Consider the following 18,061-nt stretch of genomic DNA (forward strand, 5'->3'; position numbering starts at 1 on the left):
TATGAAAAAAAGAATTTTTGCAGTAATTATGGCTGCAACAATGGTATTTTCTCTTGCTGGATGTGGTTCTAAGGCACCCGATGCAAGCGCAACAACCGAGACTTCAGCAACTGAAGCTAAGGCAGACAGCGCAGATGCAGCTGATGCAAGTGAACCTGCCAGCGACATCAAAGTTGCAATGGTAACAGATTACGGCGACATCACAGACCAGTCATTCAACCAGTCAACATATGAAGCTTGTCAGGTTTTTTGTGACGAAAACAAACTCGGTTTCACATATTACAAGCCTGAAGGCGATTCAACAGCTGAGAGAGTAGCTCAGATCGATAAGGCAGTAGCCGATGGTTATAATGTAATCGTTATGCCGGGATATGCTTTCGCTGAAGCTATCGTAGAGACAGCTGAAATGTATCCCGATGTTAAATTTGTAGCTCTTGACGTATCTGAGTTTGACCTTGAAGGTGAAAGCTCAGACTTCAATAACGAGACATATCCCAATGTATTTTCTGCAGTATACCAGGAAGAGCTTCCCGGATACATGGCAGGATATGCTGCTGTAAAGATGGGATATACAAAGCTTGGATTCCTTGGTGGAATGGCAGTTCCCGCTGTTATGCGTTACGGTTACGGATTCGTTCAGGGTGCTGACGCTGCCGCTAAAGAGTTAGGCGCTGATGTTTCTCTTAATTATGTTTACGGTAACCAGTTCTCCGGTGATGCTGATATCACAGCTGCTATGGATACATGGTATCAGGGCGGAACAGAAGTTGTATTTGCTTGCGGCGGTGGTATCTTTACTTCTGCAGGTGAGGCAGCTGCTAAGGCAAACGGCAAGGTTATCGGTGTTGACGTTGACCAGGCTGCAACAATCGACGGAAAGTTCGGTAAGGGCATGACTGTTACTTCAGCTATGAAGGGACTTAAGGCGACAGTTAATACACTTCTTACAGCAATCGTTGGCGGTAATTGGGATGAATATGCCGGAAAGATCTCAAATCTTGGTCTTGTATCCGGTGATGATACTTCTCTTAACTATGTAGGACTTCCTGAGGAAACAACTTTATGGAACGACACATTTAAGAAAGAGGATTATCTCAAGCTCGTTGCTGACATGGCAAACGGAACAGTCAAAGTTTCCAATGACACAAGTGCTGAGAAGCCTTCTGCTGAGAACATCAAGATCAACTTCCAGGGTAACATCAAGTAATTTTACTTATTACAGCTTATAAGCTGACAGGGACCGGCAGATTCATAGTCTTCCGGTCCTTTTTACCAATTTATGGTTTTATTTTACGAAGATTCAAAATTTAATGGAGGAGACAAAAGTGGCAGAAAACAGCGAATATGCTATTGAAATGCTTGGTATAACAAAACGTTTCCCGGGTATTATCGCTAATGACAACGTTACCATTCAGCTGAAAAAAGGCGAGATACATGCTCTTTTGGGTGAAAACGGAGCCGGTAAATCAACTCTTATGAGTGTGCTTTTTGGTTTGTATCAGGCTGAAGAAGGCGTGATTAAAAAGGACGGAAAGGAAGTGCAGATAAACAATCCCAATGATGCCAACGACCTTGGTATCGGAATGGTTCATCAGCACTTTAAGCTTGTTCAGTGCTTTTCTGTTCTTGATAATATTATTTTGGGTGTTGAGACGGTCAAGAACGGTTTTTTACAAAAGGACGTGGCAAGAAAGAAGATACTGGAGATTTCTGAGAAGTACGGTCTCAAAGTCGATCCCGATGCCAAGATTGAGGATATTACTGTCGGTATGCAGCAGAGAACCGAGATCCTTAAGATGCTTTACAGAGATAATGAGATACTTATCTTTGATGAGCCTACGGCGGTTCTTACTCCCGCAGAAATAGATGAGCTTATGCAGATCATGAAGAATCTTGCCAAAGAGGGCAAGTCCATTCTCTTTATCTCACATAAGCTTGCTGAGATCATGTCTGTTGCAGACAGATGCAGCGTTTTGAGAAGAGGTAAATATATCGGTACCGTTAATATTTCCGATACCAATCAGGAAGAGCTTTCCAGAATGATGATCGGCCGTGATGTACAGCTTGTCGCAACAAAGGAAGACAAGACTCCGGGCGAAGTTATTCTTCATGTCGAAAATATGACGGTTCCTTCAAAGCTTCATAAGAATAATGCGGTTAAGAACGTCTCTTTTGATGTAAGAGAAGGCGAGATCGTATGTATCGCAGGTATTGACGGAAACGGTCAGACAGAGCTCGTTTACGGCCTTTCGGGACTTGAAAATATTACTTCGGGTAATGTCACACTTTCCGGAAAAGATATTACTCATGCTTCCATAAGAGAGCGTTCTACAAGCGGAATGAGTCATATTCCCGAGGATAGACACAAACACGGGCTTGTACTTGATTATTCGCTTGCATATAATCTTGTTCTTCAGAGATATTTTGAGCCTGAGTTTAGTTCGAAGTTCGGATTTCTTAAAAAGAAAGATATCAATAAATATGCGGATAAACTTATTGAGCAGTATGATATCCGTTCGAGCCAGGGGGCTGAAACGGTAACAAGAAGTATGTCCGGCGGTAACCAGCAGAAGGCTATTATTGCAAGAGAAATTGATAAAGATCCCAATCTTCTCATTGCGGTTCAGCCTACAAGAGGACTTGATGTAGGTGCCATCGAATATATTCACAGGCAGCTTATTGCACGAAGAGATGAAGGCCATGCGGTTCTTCTTGTTTCGCTTGAACTTGAAGAAGTTATGAGCATTTCAGACAGAATACTTGTCATGTATGAAGGAGAGATAGTGGGAGAGTTTGATCCCAAGAAGACAACTCCCGAAGAACTCGGACTCTACATGGCAGGAGCAAAAAGAAAGGAGGTAGGTGCATAATGTCAGCAGAGATTAAGAAAACGGCTGAAAAAGAAAGCTTTTTGTCTAAGCCCGCCGTTCAGTCAATTATTGCATCGCTTCTTTGTATAATTGTAGGACTTTTTATCGGCTATATTGCACTTCTTTTTATAAATGCACAAGGTGCTACGGATGCCATAATAACAATTATAAAGAACTATTTTACTTACCCTACAAAGGCAGCTGCGCTTAAGTATTGCGGTAATACGCTTGTAAAGGTGGCACCGCTTCTTATGTGCGCTCTTTCAATCCAGTTCTGTTATCAGGCAGGTCTTTTCAATATAGGAGCGGCCGGACAATACGTAGTCGGAGCGGGAGCATCACTTTTTTGCGCACTTAAACTTGGACTTCCCTGGCATGTATGTCTTTTGGCAGCACTTGTTGCAGGAGGAGTATACGGAGTTTTCGTAGGAGTGCTTAAGGCATATCTTAATGTTAATGAAGTTATTTCGGGTATCATGCTTAACTGGATCGGCCTTTATTCGGTTAATATGATACTTAATAGTGTAAAAGAGGCTTCGAGCCCTTATACGGTCTCGCTTGAGAAGACAAATGCTTCGGCAGTTTTACCGTCACTTGGTCTTGAAAAGCTCTTTTCTAATAACAAATACGTTACCATAGCAATCCCGCTTGCTGTTATTATTGCAATTCTTCTTAAGGTTGTTCTTTCCATGACGGTTTTCGGTTATGAGATAAAAGCAACCGGAATAGCTAAGGATGCCGCAAAGTACAGCGGAATGAAAGAGAAGAGAAATGTCATTCTGACACTTTTTATCGGCGGTGCACTTGCGGGAATCGGAGCTGCATTCCTTTTCCTTACAGGATATGAGCAGTGGTCTGTAACACAGTCTTCGGTTCCGGGAATGGGCTTTAACGGTATTGCTGCTACGTTCCTCGGAGGACTCGATCCTATCGGAACAATTTTTGCTTCATATTTCATACAGCATATTACAAGTGGAGGATCGTATATTGATAAGAATGCATATCCTTCACAGATCTCCGACTTTATTTCGGCGATCATCATCTATCTCTGCGGTTTTGTACTTTTCTTTAAGTTCTTCTTAAACAGCAGGATCAGAAATAAAAAGAATAATGCAGAAGGAGGTAACAAATAATGGTATTACTTCTTCAATATACACTTTTGTTTGCCTCGGTTTTGATACTCGTAGCTCTTGGCGGATGCTTCTCGGAGCATTCTGGTGTTATCAACCTCGGACTTGAAGGAATAATGGTTATGGGAGCTCTCGGAGGAGCGCTTACACTTAAGTATATAGATCCTTCACTTCCTAAGATTATTATCGTATTGGCTGTACTTTTGATCTCGGTATTGTGTGGTGCGGTTTACTCGATGCTTCTTGCTTTTGCCTGCATCAACTTTAAGGCTGATCAGACACTTGTAGGAACAGCGCTTAATCTGCTTGCTGCAGCTGCCGCAACGGTTATTGCAAAGTCTATCAATATTATTGAAGATCCCAATAACGTATCTTCGACCGTACAGTACGTTGAAGCAAAGAAAGCACTTGTTGTAAGTATCGGAAAGTTCCAGTTTAACTGGTTTATGCTTATAGCTTTCTTGGCACTTGTTTGTGCATATATTGTACTTTATAAGACCAGATTCGGATTAAGACTCATGGCCTGCGGTGAGCATCCTCAGGCTGCTGACAGCGTAGGTATTAACGTATATACAATGCGCTGGGCAGGTGTTCTTATTTCCGGTATGCTTGCCGGTGTGGGCGGAATTGTTTATATTACGGCCGGCGTAAGTGAGTGGAAGTTTGAGAACGGTGTTGCAGGATTTGGTTTCCTTGCACTTGCGGTTATGATCTTTGGCCAGTGGAAACCTGTAAATATCGGACTTGCAGCGTTGCTGTTCGGATTCTTCAGAGCTCTTTCAAATGTATATTCAGGCTTTGATTTCCTTGCGGCACTTAACATACCGGGCTCTGTATACAACATGATGCCGTATATCATCTCGCTTATCGTGCTTGCATTTACATCTGCAAATTCTCGTGCACCTAAGGCTGAGGGCATTCCTTACGATAAGGGATCCAGATAAAAGGAAGCGTTGTTATGGATGAGAAGATTATAAAAGAGCTTATTTCCAAAGCTGCCGGAATGAGGAAGATTTCATATACTCCTTATTCAAAGTTTAATGTCGGAGCGGCTCTTCTTGCTGGGAACGGACAGATATATACGGGGTGCAATATAGAAAACGCCTCGTATACGCCTACGATATGTGCTGAGAGAACAGCTTTTTTCAAAGCTGTTAGCGAAAATGTCAGGGAATTTACTGCTATAGCCATTATCGGAGGTGCATCAGATGCAGAGGAACTTGAGTATTGTTTCCCTTGCGGCGTTTGCAGACAGGTTATGAGCGAATTCTGCGATGATGATTTTGTAATAATAATCGCAAAGTCGGAAGATGAGTACAAAGTTTATACTTTGCCTCAGATGTTGCCCGAAAGATTCGGCCCTAAGGATGTTTTGGGTTGACTTTTACTATGATTTCGTGTTATTATATTTTGCGTTGTAAAAATCAGACGGTCCTCTGTTACTAAGTTTTTGTATTAAGAACGTCCATTTAATAGGAGAAAAGATATGAGTACAATTATCGAAGAGCTCGAGAAAGAGCAGCTGAACGCTAATGCGCCTCAGTTCAACACTGGTGATACTGTAAGAGTACACGCTAAGATCAAGGAAGGAAACCGTGAAAGAGTACAGGTTTTCGAAGGAACTGTTAAGAAGATCCAGGGTGGAAGCAACCGTACAACATTTACAGTAAGAAAAGAATCTTATGGTGTTGGCGTTGAGAAGACATGGCCCCTTCACTCACCTATCGTTGAGAAGGTAGAGGTTGTTAGAAGAGGTAAGGTTAGAAGAGCTAAGCTTAACTACCTTAAGGGTCTTACAGGTAAGAAGGCTAAGGTTAAGGAACTTGTTACCAGATAATTGGTTAGGAAAGGCAGTTACTTTTAGTAGTAATTGCCTTTTTTCTATAATAGGGGATCATATATGTTTAAGTTTCGAAGAAAGCGAACACTTTCTTTTTATCAGAAAAAAAGAGTTATTACACCCAAGCTGTTAAAAGAGATCCTTTCCTGGATCATTATAACCTGTATTGCTATTATGCTTGCATTTGTGATCGTTCATTTTTACGGAACACGAATCGGAAACGTCGGAGATTCGATGGAAGATACGATTGCAAACGGACAGGGAATACTCGTGAACAGAACCGCATATAAGGTTTTTAGACCAAAGAAGAATGATGTGATAGTTTTTTTGCCAAACGGAAATGTGAATTCTCATTACTATGTTAAGCGAGTTGTGGCTACTTCCGGAGACAGAGTTCAGATAATTGACGGAGAACTTTATGTGAACGGAAACATTCAGAAAGATAATTATGATAAAATGGAAAATGGAGGCATTGCCAATAATGAGATCACGCTCGGTAGCGGAGAATATTTTGTTCTTGGTGATAACAGAAACGGCAGTGAGGATTCCAGAAGTCCTAATATCGGAATTGTAAAAGATAACATGATCGTCGGTAAAGCGTGGTTTAAGCTTAGATTCGGTAGCAGATCCGGCGGATTTATCAATTGACGGAAAACATATAAGAAAATGGTGGTTATATGAATTATCAGTGGTACCCGGGGCATATGACAAAGGCAATAAGGATGATGCAGGAAAACATCAAACTTATTGATATTATCATAGAACTGACTGATGCAAGAATACCTGCAGCAGGAAGAAACCCCGATATAGATGAACTTGGAAAAAACAAGTACAGGCTTGTTATACTGAATAAAGCAGATCTTGCCGATCCTTCCGTGACGAAGAAGTGGCAGGAAGCTTTTAGTGATGGCAAGACCTTGGTAATGGAGATGAATTCCAAGACCGGAAATGAGGCAGCCAAGGTAAAAGATCTGGTTCAGAAAGCCTGTGCCGAGAAAATAGAGAGAGATAAAAAGCGTGGAATTGTCGGAAGACCTATCAGAGCGATGGTTGCCGGAATTCCCAATGTCGGCAAGTCGACTTTTATAAATAAGCTTGCAGGAAGGGCATCTGCCAAGACGGGTAATAAGCCCGGTGTTACTAAGGGAAAGCAGTGGATCTCTCTTGGGAAGAATATGCAGCTTCTCGATACTCCTGGAATTTTGTGGCCTAAGTTTGAGGACGAGACTGTAGGTCTTCACCTTGCACTTATCGGATCCATGAATGACGAGAATCTTGATGTGTGCGAGCTTGCATGTGAGCTTATCAAGATCCTTGAAGTTAATTACAAGAATGCTATTCCCGACAAGTACGGCATTACGGACGAACAGGTTGAAGAACTTGAGAATAGGCAGTATGCTACTCATTATAGTGCAATTCTATCTGCCATAGCCGAGAACAGAAAATGCTTTAAGCAGGGAGCGGAACCTGACATCGACAGAGCTGCGGCTCTTCTTCTTGATGATTTCAGAAACGGCAAGCTTGGCAGGATATCACTTGAAAGACCGCAGTAAAAACTAATATAAGGAGTGGGACCGTGGAAATGAAAAATGTATTAAAAGAAGTACTGAGTACAGTGTTGTATCTTGCAGTTGTTTTTGTACTTACTTTTTTGTTTATAACTTTTGTTGCACAGAGGACGCGTGTAGTCGGACATTCAATGGAGCCTACGTTGCAGGATGCCGATAGTCTTATCATTGAGAAGGTTTCTTACAGATTCAGTGCACCAAAGAGATTTGATATAATTGTTTTTCCTTATGAGCATGGCAATCAGGGAAAGGAATTCTTTGTGAAGAGAATAATCGGACTTCCCGGCGAGACTATAAAGATTGACGAAGAAGGTAATATCTTTGTAAACGGTCAGAAGCTTGAGGAAAACTATGGAAATGAAGTAATCGAGGATCCGGGAGTGGCAATAAACGACGTTGTTCTTGGAGATGATGAATACTTTGTAATGGGAGATAACCGAAACAGAAGTATGGACAGCCGATTTGAAAATGTCGGAAATATCAGCAAGGATAAGTTCCTTGGAAGGGTTGTTTGCAGGATATTCCCCTTTGATAAAATCGGGGGAGTAAAGTAATGCAATCTCTTAATGACATCAAGAGCGTTCTAAATGAATCTGTTACCGTCGATGCGCTTAAGAGCTTTATTGCCACGTATGAAAGTGATGAGAGAGCGGGTGTCCGTAAACTTATTGATACGGCAAAAAAGCGCATTGATTCTATAGAGAAAGAACTTGCCAGACTCAAGGAAATGAGAAAGTTTGAAAATGAGAACAGGCAGTTCGGTCTTCTTTGCGGAATTGACGAAGTAGGAAGGGGCCCTTTGGCGGGACCTGTATATGCTGCGGCTGTAATGCTTCCCGAGGATGTTGATATTTTATATATTAACGATTCCAAGAAATTATCCGAAAAAAAGAGAGAAGAGTTATACTCTGAAATAATGGAAAAAGCTGTAGCGGTGGGCATAGGACATGCATCCGAAAAAAGGATAGATGAGATAAACATTTTGCAGGCAACTTTTGAAGCGATGACTATGGCGGTCTCCGAGCTTTCCGTTAAACCCGGAGCTCTTTTGATCGATGCGGTGCATATTCCCCAGCTTGAAGAGTACAAGCAGATTTCTATAATAAAGGGAGATGCAAAGAGTGCGTCGATCGCGGCGGCAAGTATTATTGCCAAGGTTACGAGAGACAGAGTCATGAAAAAGTACGCGGAAGAATATCCCGAGTATGGATTTGATTCGAATAAAGGCTACGGAAGTAAAGAGCATATCGACGCCATAAAGAAATACGGCCCTTGTCCCATTCATCGCAGATCTTTTATAGGGAATTTTATATGAGCGGTATTTTAAATGTATCACAACAAAATACTACGATTACCGTTGAGGGCGTTCAGACTAAATTACAGCCTGCCGAAGGTAAGCCGGTCGAGCTTAAGGCGGGCGACAGTATTCAGGGAACGGTTGTATCCGTAGCTGAGGAAAACGGCGAGAAATACGCCGATATAAGTCTGGGCGATAATGTTATACGCGCCAAACTCTCTGAGGATATGGGGCTTAGGCAGGGACAGACATTGAATTTTGCTGTTAAGTCCTTGTCTAAAAACGGAGTTTCTCTTACCCCTCTTTTTGAAAACACGGCAGTTTCTTTAAGCACGGAGAAAGCATTAAATGCTGCGGGCATAGCGATTACACGTGACAGCGTTGCTATGGTCGAGAGTATGATGAAATCAGGCCTTCCGATAAATAAGGATGCGCTCCGTGATATGAACAATGTGGTTTCTTCTTTTCAGAATGCTTCTATTTCAACACTTGTTGAGATGAAGAGTCTTGATATTCCAATTACCGAAAACAATATTTCACAGTACCAAAACTACAAGAATTATGAGCATCAGGTAATAAACGAGATGCAGGAATTTGCAGACGAACTTCCGCAGGCTTTTAATGCGCTTGCATCGGAAGGAAAGATTGATCAGGCTCTTAATCTTTATAAAGGAATCATAGATGAATTTGCTTCAACCGGATCATCATCTTCTTTACAAAACGAAGCAGAAGAAAGTGCGGTTAATGTTTCACCGAATATTGAAAGCAGTGAAAAGATGTCGGGAGAACAGACAGGTGTTACCGCTAATTCATCTGTGGATAATGTAGATAAGTTTGTTGATAAAAATGATAGGGGTGTCATTTCTTTAGATGTGGCAAGGGCTGACGAGTTTACAAAAAATTCTGAAAAAATGCCTTTTGAGGACATTTCGAAGGAAGATTTCGTACAAAAACTTAACAATTTAAATATTTCCCCAAAGATAACAGAGAGATATTTGGCGGCTTCCCTTAACGAAAATACGGATGTCAAGTTTGACGGAAAAGAGTTGTTAAAAGAACTGTCATCCATGCTCTCGGACACAGAGAACATGTCGGATGAGACTAAAGCTCTTTTTAAGGATCTCTTTTCACATAAAGAATTCGGAAAGATATTGAAGAATGCCATAGCTGATGATTGGCTTCTTAAGCCGTTTGATGTCGAGAAGAAGGACAATGTGACTTCGCTTTATCAAAAGCTGGGAAGTCAGCTAAAGAGCATGTCTGATACGATCACGAATACACTGGGCGCTGAATCAAAACTTGGAAGCACCGTGACCAATATGCAGAACAACCTTGATTTTATGAATCAGCTTAATCAGATCTTTCAGTATGTTCAGCTGCCGCTTCAGATGAGCGGACAGGAAGCGCACGGCGATCTTTACGTCTATAGGAATAAGAACAAAAGAGTCAGCGAGGACGGTTCGGTCAGTGCGGTTCTGCATCTTGATATGGATAATCTCGGGCCTGTTGACGTGTTTGTTAAGATGAAGGAAAATAAGGTTTCCACAAACTTCTATGTCATGGATGAAAGCGTTCTTGATCTTATAAATGACAATATCCATATCCTCAACGAAAGGCTTGAAAAGCGCGGATATACCATGCAGGTCAAGATGATGCTTCATGATGATAAGGACGAAGGTGACATGGCTGTGAATGAGATGTTTGATGTTAATAAGATGTCTGTGATCTCCACAGCTTCGTTTGATGCGAGGGCGTAATTATGGCAGATAACGATGAAAACAAAAAAGTAAAAACCGCCGTCGCTCTGGGATATGATCCCAATGAAAACGGGGCACCCGTAGTACTTGCGTCGGGAAAGGGCGCACTTGCCGAGAAAATCATTGAGCAGGCTCAGGAGAACAAAATCCCGGTTCATGAGGACAGTAAGCTTGCGGATACGCTTTCAAAGCTGGAAATCGGAGAGATGATCCCTCCTGAGTTATATGAGGTTGTGGCGGAGATTCTTGTCTTTGTCGATGCAATGGATAAAATCAAGGCAAAAGATAAGTCTCAAAGATAGAAATAAGTTAGAAATAAGTTATTATGAATAAAAGAGATTTGGGAACTTTTTATGAGGATATTGCTGCCGAGTATATTAAAAACAAAGGTGGCAGGGTCATAAAGAGAAACTTTAGGACAAGACAGGGCGAAATTGATATTATTGCAAGAGACGGCGAATATCTTTGCTTTGTAGAAGTTAAATACAGGAAAAAAGACGATTACGGTAATCCACTTGATTGTGTGGGTTATACTAAACAGAGAACCATATGCAAAGTTTCGAACGTTTATATTAAGATGAACGGAGCGGATTTTGATGTGCCGATAAGGTATGATGTAATTGCAGTTAATGCTTCCGAAGGAGGAACACTTAATGTAAACTGGCTTAAGAATGCCTTTGAATACGTATTAAATTGAAGAAATGAAGAAATTGGAGATTTAAATGATCAGATATATTGACATAAAGAGATGCGGCGGCGAGAAGACAATGGAGCTTAGGGAAAAGAAAGGTGTTCATTACCTTGTTTTTCCTAAAATAGAAGAACTTGGAATTGTAGATCATCTGTTTAGTACAAGGCTCGGCGGAGTTTCAAAGGGATGCTTTTCCGAGATGAATCTAAGCTATACACGTGGAGATGAAAAAGAAGCTGTAGATGAGAATTACAGGAGAATTTCAGAAGTCCTGGGACACGGGAAAAAGCTCGATGATTTTGTGTGCACTTTCCAGACGCATACCGTAAATGTAATGAAAGTTACGGAAGAAGACAGGGGTAAAGGCCCTGCAAAACTTCGCGATTATACAGATATAGACGGACTTATCACGAATATTCCGGGCATTATTTTATCAACGTTCCATGCGGATTGTCCTCCGGTATTCTTTATCGATCCCGTCAAAAAGGCTATAGGCCTTTCTCATTCGGGATGGAAGGGAACAAAAGGTGAGATTTCCGCAAGAACGATCGAAGCAATGACAAGGGAATACGGAACGGATCCTGCTGACCTTATCTGCGCCGTCGGACCTTCTATCTGCGGCGAATGCTACGAGATCGGCGGCGATGTTGCGGATGAGTTTGCCGAGAATTATACTGAGGAAGAACTTGAGAGAGAAAAAATCCTTGTTCCGTATCCGAACGGAAAATTCAGGCTTTATCTGTGGAATGCCATTAGATATACGCTTATAAAGAGCGGTGTTAAAACTGAAAATATACTTATTACCGATATATGCACCAGATGCAATCCGGATCTTTTGTTCTCGCACAGAGTTCATAAGGATAACAGGGGTAATCTGTGCGCATTTTTGTCACTTAAGGATGAAACAGAATAATTTGTTGTGAGGTTGATATGGAAAACATTTTAGTATGTGATGATGATAAAGAAATAGTTGATGCCATTGAGATTTATCTTGAACAGGAGGGATTTAGGGTATACAAGGCATATGACGGCATAGAAGCTATCGAAGTTATGAAGAAAGTTGAGATTCAGCTTGCGATAGTTGATATTATGATGCCCAGAATGGACGGAATCCATTTTGTAAAAGAGCTCAGGAAATTCAGCACCGTTCCCGTTATCTTTCTTTCCGCAAAGAGCGAAGATTCTGATAAGATACTCGGGCTTAACATCGGTGCCGACGACTATGTGTCAAAGCCTTTCAATCCATTGGAACTCGTCGCAAGAGTTAAGTCCAATCTCAGAAGATATGTATCTCTCGGACGCATGGTGGAAAAGGAAAATGTGTATTCGGCTGGCGGACTTGTGATTGACGATAATTCCAAGGAATGTTTTGTTTACGGTGAGAGCATCAGACTTACACCTATTGAATACAATATCCTTGCTTTTCTTGTAAAAAATAAGGGGAAGGTTTATTCAATAAATCAGATCTATGAGCAGATATGGCATGATTCCGCGGTTCGCGTAGACAATACGATCGCGGTTCATATCAGACATATTCGTGAAAAGATTGAGATAAATCCCAAAGATCCCAAATTCCTTAAGGTTGTATGGGGAGTAGGATACAAGGTTGAGGATGAGGTTGTATGAGGAAAAAAGGCTTTAGATATAGCGTGACAATGCGCATAATACAGCATATTCTGGCTGCTTTTGTTGTATTTATCATTATATACTCGGTTGTCGGAACCAGCGTTGTTATTAACAGTGCGGGAAAAGATGTTTCCTACAACCTCTATGAGTCCGATAAAAGCAGAAGCTATGAGGAGTCATATCTTTTTAACAACATCCTTGGAAACAATATGTCGAATGTATTCAGGCTTGTTGCGGAAAGAACCCAGCTTGAGACTAAGGGACAGTATAACGGCAAGAAGGTTATCGATGTCACCGCATATGCCAGTAAGGGAAGTGTTCTACCGGGAGATTACATTACCGCAAATTACTACCTTGCAGATCTCTTAAACTGGGAAAAGAGCGGTTTTGAATATAAAACTCTCAAATTTACCGATGAAGACAGCAGTAAGTTCTTGAGTCCCGTAACAACATATACACATCTTAAGAACAACGTGGTATCAGGTGGTATGAACTCTTATCTCAGTTCGCAGCTTGATGATAACAGTTTGATTTTTACCATATCGGGGAATTCTGCGCCTGAAGGCGGAACATACAATATACTTACACAGAGATACAAGACTGTCGACGGAAAAAATATTGAGAATATCGTTTCGACATGGGAAGATTACAATCTTTTGGCTTCGTATGTCGAAGAGTCGGCGAACAATCTTGCGCTTAATTTTGCGGAATACGGAAAGCTTATCAATAACTACAGCTACCAGAATTCAAATTTAAGATATTACATTACCAGAATGATCAACGGTAAGACGGAAGTCTATACCAATGTCGAAGAGCTCAAGAACGAGACAATAGGCGTTAATATTCTTGAAAAGTTTAAGAGATACGGAAGATATATTTACTACTGTCCTTACGAATTCCAATATGAGACCGACACTCTTATAAATGAGAACACGGTAAGATCCGTTATCAACACATACGGCTATGCATATCCCGACCAGATCAAGGTATATCTTGGAGTGGATACAAAGGAATATCCGGCATCCGATGATTTTACAAAGGGAAAGGCAAGCTTTTCAAAATACATGCCTTATCGAAGCCAGATCTACATTGTCTGCGGACTTGCGATTCTTTCTTATCTGATCATCTTTACGGTATATATCGTAAAGATCCCTGTAAGAGAAAAACTTGTCTATGGTAAAAAGAGAATTCCGACGGAAATACTCTTGCTTGTTTGCGCGCTTTTGATGGCTATTCCGTTTATTGTGGTCGGCGCTGTTATGACTGCTTGGAATGTAAGTTTTGACAAGATATTCAGACATGTGCTGTTCCCGTATTACGGAATGGTGTCATCTATCGTTATTGATATAGGACTCCTTTCTCTTGTATACGGACTTGTGCAAAAGGGAAAAGATAAGGTTCTTTGGGAAGACAGCTTTTTGAAAAAAATCGTGGCAATTTTTAGGGAGATGATTCTAAATACCACGAACAACGGCAGTGTGATCATAAGGACATGGGTTCCGTACGCACTGTTTGTTGTGCTCAATTTCCTGCTTTTCAGGATAGGAATTCTTGGAATAGTTATTGCCGGATTTTTTGACATGCTTGTAGGACTTTATTTATACAGACAGAATTATGACAGGCAAGGGATAATTCATGTCATAGAGAATATTAAAAAAGGTGATGTCAGTGCTAAAGTTGATGTGACGGACCTTCATTCCGACAATGTAAATCTTGCTGAAGCGGTCAATTCAATCGGCGAAGGAATTAAGATCGCGGTTAATACAAGCATGAAGGATGAGAAGCTAAAGGCCGATCTTATCACGAATGTATCTCATGATATCAAGACACCACTTACTTCGATTATCAATTATGTCGATCTTATCAAACGTGAGAATATCGATAATAAGAAGGTAAAAGAGTATGTCGAGGTTCTTGAGACCAAGTCGCAGAAGCTTAAACAGCTCACAGAAGACCTGGTAGAAGCATCTAAGATAAGTTCGGGAAATATAAGCATTCAGCTTGGAACCATTGATTTTGTTGAATTTATAAATCAGACTATAGGCGAATTCTATGAGAAGTTTGAGACTCACACACTTACTCCGATATTTAAACATGAAGATATGAGCATGTGCATAAGCGCAGATGCAAGGCATCTTTGGAGAGTTATAGAGAACCTCTTGAATAACGTTTGCAAATATGCTCTTCCGGGAACCAGAGTATATATGGATATGGTCTATATCACAGAAGATAGTAAGAATAAGAAAGTTGAGTTTTCAATCAAGAATATTTCTGAATCCGAGCTTGATATCGGTGCGGATGAACTGACGGAAAGATTTATAAGAGGAGATGAGTCCAGAACAACGGAAGGAAGCGGACTTGGACTTTCTATCGCAAAGAACCTCACAATCGCACAGGGCGGAGAGTTTGATATAAGACTTGACGGTGATCTTTTTAAAGTAGTGATAGTGTTTGATTGTGTAGAACAATAAGAACAAGGAATTTCAAATAAAAAAGAACCTCCGGTTTTTCAATTTTACTTGAAAAGTCGGAGGTTTTGCTTATCTTCAGTCGAACAATTCGCCGGGAGTCTTGCATCCTGAATTGTACTTACCGACGATCTCGCGGATTTTTTCTGTAGGCATGTTAACGCTCTGCATTGTGGCATCGTGATTTAAGAAGTCGATGATCGTTGCAAGGAACTTGCCCATGTCGGCAATAAATATATAAGGTCTTGTTGTTATTTCGGAATCCATATATGTAAGGTTTGTAGTAATTACCGCATCGAAGTATTTCTTTTCATATCCCTCATCAAACTTATCCATTCCGTTTGTGAAAAGACCAAATGTAGTGCAGATAAATACTCGCTTAGCACCCATGCTCTTAAGCTGCTTGGCTGTGTCGATCATACTTGATCCCGATGAGATCATATCATCGATGATGATAACGTCTCTTCCTGAAATATCAGAACCAAGGAATTCGTGTGCAACGATAGGATTGCTTCCGTTTACAACGTGGGCATAGTCACGTCTTTTATAGAACATACCTGTATCTGCGCCGATAACGTTTGCAAAGTATACGGCTCTGTCGAGAGCTCCTTCATCAGGACTGATTACAGTGAGATGATCTTTGTCTACGATAAGGTCATCAATGTGTGAGAGAAGCGCCTTCATAAACTGGTATGAAGCTAGGAAGTTGTCAAATCCTCCGAGAGGTTTTGAGTTTGAGATTCTCGGGTCATGAGCATCAAAAGTGATGAAGTTTGAAATGCCCATGTCATACAGCTCTTTAAACATCTGAGCCGCGTCGAGAGATTCCATGCCGTTTCTCTTGTGTTGTCTTCCTTCATATAAGAAGGGCATGATGACATTGATTCTCTTGGCCTTTCCCGTAAGGGCGCCGATAACTCTCTTAAGATCCTGATAGTGATCGTCGGGAGATTTGTGATTTATGTAGTTATACATTTTATAAGTAATGCTGTAATTGCAGACATCGGTAAGAATATAGACGTCGTTTCCACGGACGCTTTCATTGATAGCAGCTTTTGCTTCGCCGCTTCCGAAACGGTCAAGACAGTATTTTATCTTGTAGCTGTCCTTGACATAGCCGTGAAATGCGGGATCGTTTTCAGGCATTTTGTAAAGATTGTGGCGAAACTCCGCGATATAATGATCTACGCTGTCACCCAGCTCTTTTGCTGAGTCCATAACAATTAAATTAAGCGGAGCTACCGGAATAGAGGTTTCCAGTTTAGAAAAATCTGGCATATTTGTTCCTTTCTTCGGAATATGAAGTTTATATTTTTATGAAGCATTTAACTTCCTATATTGTTTTATCATTATGATTACTGACAAGTCAAGGAATTTCATATATAATACATTATTGGGGTAATCCTGCAGAATATGAGGTTATTTTTTAAATGGTTTCAAAGAAAGGGCACCTTATCGGCAGAGTCGATGAGGGCAGTATTGCCGAAGAACTGAATATTGAGCCGGGTGACACACTGCTTAAGATAAACGATCAGGATATCCAGGATATATTTGATTACCAGTATCTTGTGCAGGATGAGCATTTGGAGGTTCTTATCAGGAAGAGCGATGGCGAGGAGTGGATCCTTGATATCGACAAAGAATTTGATGAGGATCTTGGAATAGAATTTGACAACGGACTCATGGATAACTACAGATCTTGCAGCAATAAGTGTATCTTTTGCTTCATAGATCAGATGCCGAAGGGCATGCGCGATACTTTGTACTTTAAAGATGATGATTCCAGACTTTCTTTTTTGCAGGGTAATTATGTCACACTGACTAACATGTCCGATGCGGATATCGACAGAATCCTGAAGTATCATCTTTCGCCTATCAATGTTTCATTTCAGACGACCAATCCTGAACTCAGATGCAAAATGCTTGGAAACAGATTTGCCGGTGAGGCTCTCAAAAAGGTGGACAAACTATGCGCGCCCGGAACGGGAATTGAGCTAAACGGCCAGATTGTTTTGTGCAAGGGCGTAAATGACGGAGCTGAGCTTGAGAGATCGATATCGGATCTTACCAAGTATATTCCGAATCTTCAGAGCGTATCGGTTGTACCCGTTGGCCTTTCCAAATACAGGGACGGATTGTATCCGCTTGAGCCGTTTGAGTATGAGGATGCGTGCGCTGTCATTGATATGATAGAAAAATGGCAGAAAAAAGTGTATGATGAGCACGGCATTCATTTCATACATGCAAGTGACGAGTGGTATTTCCTTGCGAAAAGAGATTTTCCCGAGGCTGAGCGCTATGACGGTTATATTCAGTATGAGAACGGTGTCGGAATGATGAGACTTCTTCTTGATGAGTTCGGAGAATCTCTGGAGGCGCTTACTAATAATTATGCAGATGAAATAGATTCTGTAAAAAGAGAAATCTCACTTGCGACCGGAAGACTTGTCTATCCGTGCATAATGCAGATGGCTGAGAGAGCTATGGAAGTATGCAAGGGACTTAATGTTCATACATATGAGATAGTCAATGAGTTCTTTGGTGAGAGGATAACCGTTTCGGGACTTCTTACCGGACAGGATATAATAAAGCAGCTTAAAGGCAGGGAACTTGGAACAATGTTGTATCTTCCCGAGAATCTACTTAGAAGCGGAGAGGATTATCTTCTTGATGATGTTAAGATAGGAGATATCGAAAAAGAGCTTGATATCAATGTCGGAATATCAAAATGCGACGGGCATGAACTTGCCGCAGTGTTATTCGGTGTTCCGGTTGAGCATACATTTTTGAATTAAACATATAAAAAAGGAAAAC

Annotated in this window: 18 protein-coding genes; 17 read left to right on the top strand and 1 reads right to left on the bottom strand. The window is 41.1% G+C overall.

Annotated elements, in window-relative coordinates; all coding sequences use genetic code 11:
• The first annotated feature begins 1 nt into the window (after position 1).
• The 16 genes from DL92_RS0101790 (at position 2) to DL92_RS19990 (ending at position 15,250) form a co-directional block, all read left to right on the top strand.
• Positions 2-1,207 (top strand): BMP family ABC transporter substrate-binding protein, encoded by a 1,206-nt coding sequence (locus tag DL92_RS0101790; protein ID WP_026666717.1) that lies wholly within the window; start codon positions 2-4, stop codon positions 1,205-1,207.
• 148 nt (positions 1,208-1,355) lie between these two features.
• Positions 1,356-2,870, top strand: coding sequence for an ABC transporter ATP-binding protein (locus tag DL92_RS0101795; protein WP_081670533.1), 1,515 nt, complete (start codon positions 1,356-1,358; stop codon positions 2,868-2,870).
• Positions 2,870-4,003, top strand: coding sequence for an ABC transporter permease (locus DL92_RS0101800; protein ID WP_034461981.1), 1,134 nt, complete (start codon positions 2,870-2,872; stop codon positions 4,001-4,003). Before DL92_RS0101795 ends, DL92_RS0101800 begins: the two co-directional genes overlap by 1 nt.
• Positions 4,003-4,944 carry an ABC transporter permease gene (locus tag DL92_RS0101805; protein ID WP_026666719.1) on the top strand — a complete coding sequence of 314 codons (942 nt, stop codon included), beginning with the start codon at positions 4,003-4,005 and terminating at the stop codon, positions 4,942-4,944. Before DL92_RS0101800 ends, DL92_RS0101805 begins: the two co-directional genes overlap by 1 nt.
• Before the next feature lie 14 nt (positions 4,945-4,958).
• Positions 4,959-5,381: a cytidine deaminase gene (gene cdd, locus DL92_RS0101810; protein ID WP_026666720.1), complete on the top strand. Its 423-nt coding sequence runs from the start codon at positions 4,959-4,961 to the stop codon at positions 5,379-5,381.
• Positions 5,382-5,486: 105 nt separating this feature from the next.
• Positions 5,487-5,837 carry a 50S ribosomal protein L19 gene (gene rplS, locus DL92_RS0101815; RefSeq protein WP_026487880.1) on the top strand — a complete coding sequence of 117 codons (351 nt, stop codon included), beginning with the start codon at positions 5,487-5,489 and terminating at the stop codon, positions 5,835-5,837.
• Between the two features lie 63 nt (positions 5,838-5,900).
• Positions 5,901-6,488 carry a signal peptidase I gene (gene lepB / locus DL92_RS0101820; RefSeq protein ID WP_026654954.1) on the top strand — a complete coding sequence of 196 codons (588 nt, stop codon included), beginning with the start codon at positions 5,901-5,903 and terminating at the stop codon, positions 6,486-6,488.
• 29 nt (positions 6,489-6,517) lie between these two features.
• Positions 6,518-7,393, top strand: coding sequence for a ribosome biogenesis GTPase YlqF (gene ylqF / locus DL92_RS0101825; protein WP_026654953.1), 876 nt, complete (start codon positions 6,518-6,520; stop codon positions 7,391-7,393).
• Between the two features lie 29 nt (positions 7,394-7,422).
• Positions 7,423-7,962, top strand: a complete 540-nt coding sequence (gene lepB, locus DL92_RS0101830; protein WP_026654951.1) for a signal peptidase I — start codon at positions 7,423-7,425, stop codon at positions 7,960-7,962.
• Positions 7,962-8,723 (top strand): ribonuclease HII, encoded by a 762-nt coding sequence (locus DL92_RS0101835; RefSeq protein ID WP_026654950.1) that lies wholly within the window; start codon positions 7,962-7,964, stop codon positions 8,721-8,723. Before lepB (DL92_RS0101830) ends, DL92_RS0101835 begins: the two co-directional genes overlap by 1 nt.
• Complete coding sequence (gene fliK, locus DL92_RS0101840; RefSeq protein ID WP_026666721.1) at positions 8,720-10,462, top strand: flagellar hook-length control protein FliK; 1,743 nt, start codon at positions 8,720-8,722, stop codon at positions 10,460-10,462. The genes DL92_RS0101835 and fliK overlap by 4 nt, the downstream gene beginning before the upstream one ends.
• Positions 10,463-10,464: 2 nt before the next feature.
• A complete protein-coding gene (locus DL92_RS0101845; protein ID WP_026666722.1) occupies positions 10,465-10,764 on the top strand; it encodes an EscU/YscU/HrcU family type III secretion system export apparatus switch protein in 300 nt (99 codons plus the stop codon).
• Between the two features lie 23 nt (positions 10,765-10,787).
• Positions 10,788-11,159, top strand: a complete 372-nt coding sequence (locus DL92_RS0101850) for a YraN family protein (RefSeq protein WP_026666723.1) — start codon at positions 10,788-10,790, stop codon at positions 11,157-11,159.
• Positions 11,160-11,184: 25 nt separating this feature from the next.
• Positions 11,185-12,066, top strand: a complete 882-nt coding sequence (pgeF, locus tag DL92_RS0101855; RefSeq protein WP_034461980.1) for a peptidoglycan editing factor PgeF — start codon at positions 11,185-11,187, stop codon at positions 12,064-12,066.
• A 17-nt stretch (positions 12,067-12,083) separates the two neighbouring features.
• Positions 12,084-12,779, top strand: coding sequence for a response regulator transcription factor (locus DL92_RS0101860; RefSeq protein WP_026666724.1), 696 nt, complete (start codon positions 12,084-12,086; stop codon positions 12,777-12,779).
• Positions 12,776-15,250, top strand: coding sequence for a sensor histidine kinase (locus DL92_RS19990; RefSeq protein ID WP_026666725.1), 2,475 nt, complete (start codon positions 12,776-12,778; stop codon positions 15,248-15,250). Before DL92_RS0101860 ends, DL92_RS19990 begins: the two co-directional genes overlap by 4 nt.
• 75 nt (positions 15,251-15,325) lie before the next feature.
• Here the strand turns inward: DL92_RS19990 and DL92_RS0101870 are convergent, their stop codons facing one another.
• Complete coding sequence (locus tag DL92_RS0101870) at positions 15,326-16,525, bottom strand: ribose-phosphate pyrophosphokinase (RefSeq protein WP_026654943.1); 1,200 nt, start codon at positions 16,523-16,525, stop codon at positions 15,326-15,328.
• A gap of 152 nt (positions 16,526-16,677) precedes the next feature.
• On the opposite strand from DL92_RS0101870, the gene DL92_RS0101875 reads away from it, so the two are divergent.
• Positions 16,678-18,042, top strand: a complete 1,365-nt coding sequence (locus DL92_RS0101875; protein WP_026666726.1) for a DUF512 domain-containing protein — start codon at positions 16,678-16,680, stop codon at positions 18,040-18,042.
• Positions 18,043-18,061: the final 19 nt, after the last annotated feature.

Origin of the sequence: Butyrivibrio sp. AE2005 (assembly GCF_000686965.1) — a bacterium.
Lineage (GTDB): Bacteria > Bacillota > Clostridia > Lachnospirales > Lachnospiraceae > Butyrivibrio > Butyrivibrio hungatei_A.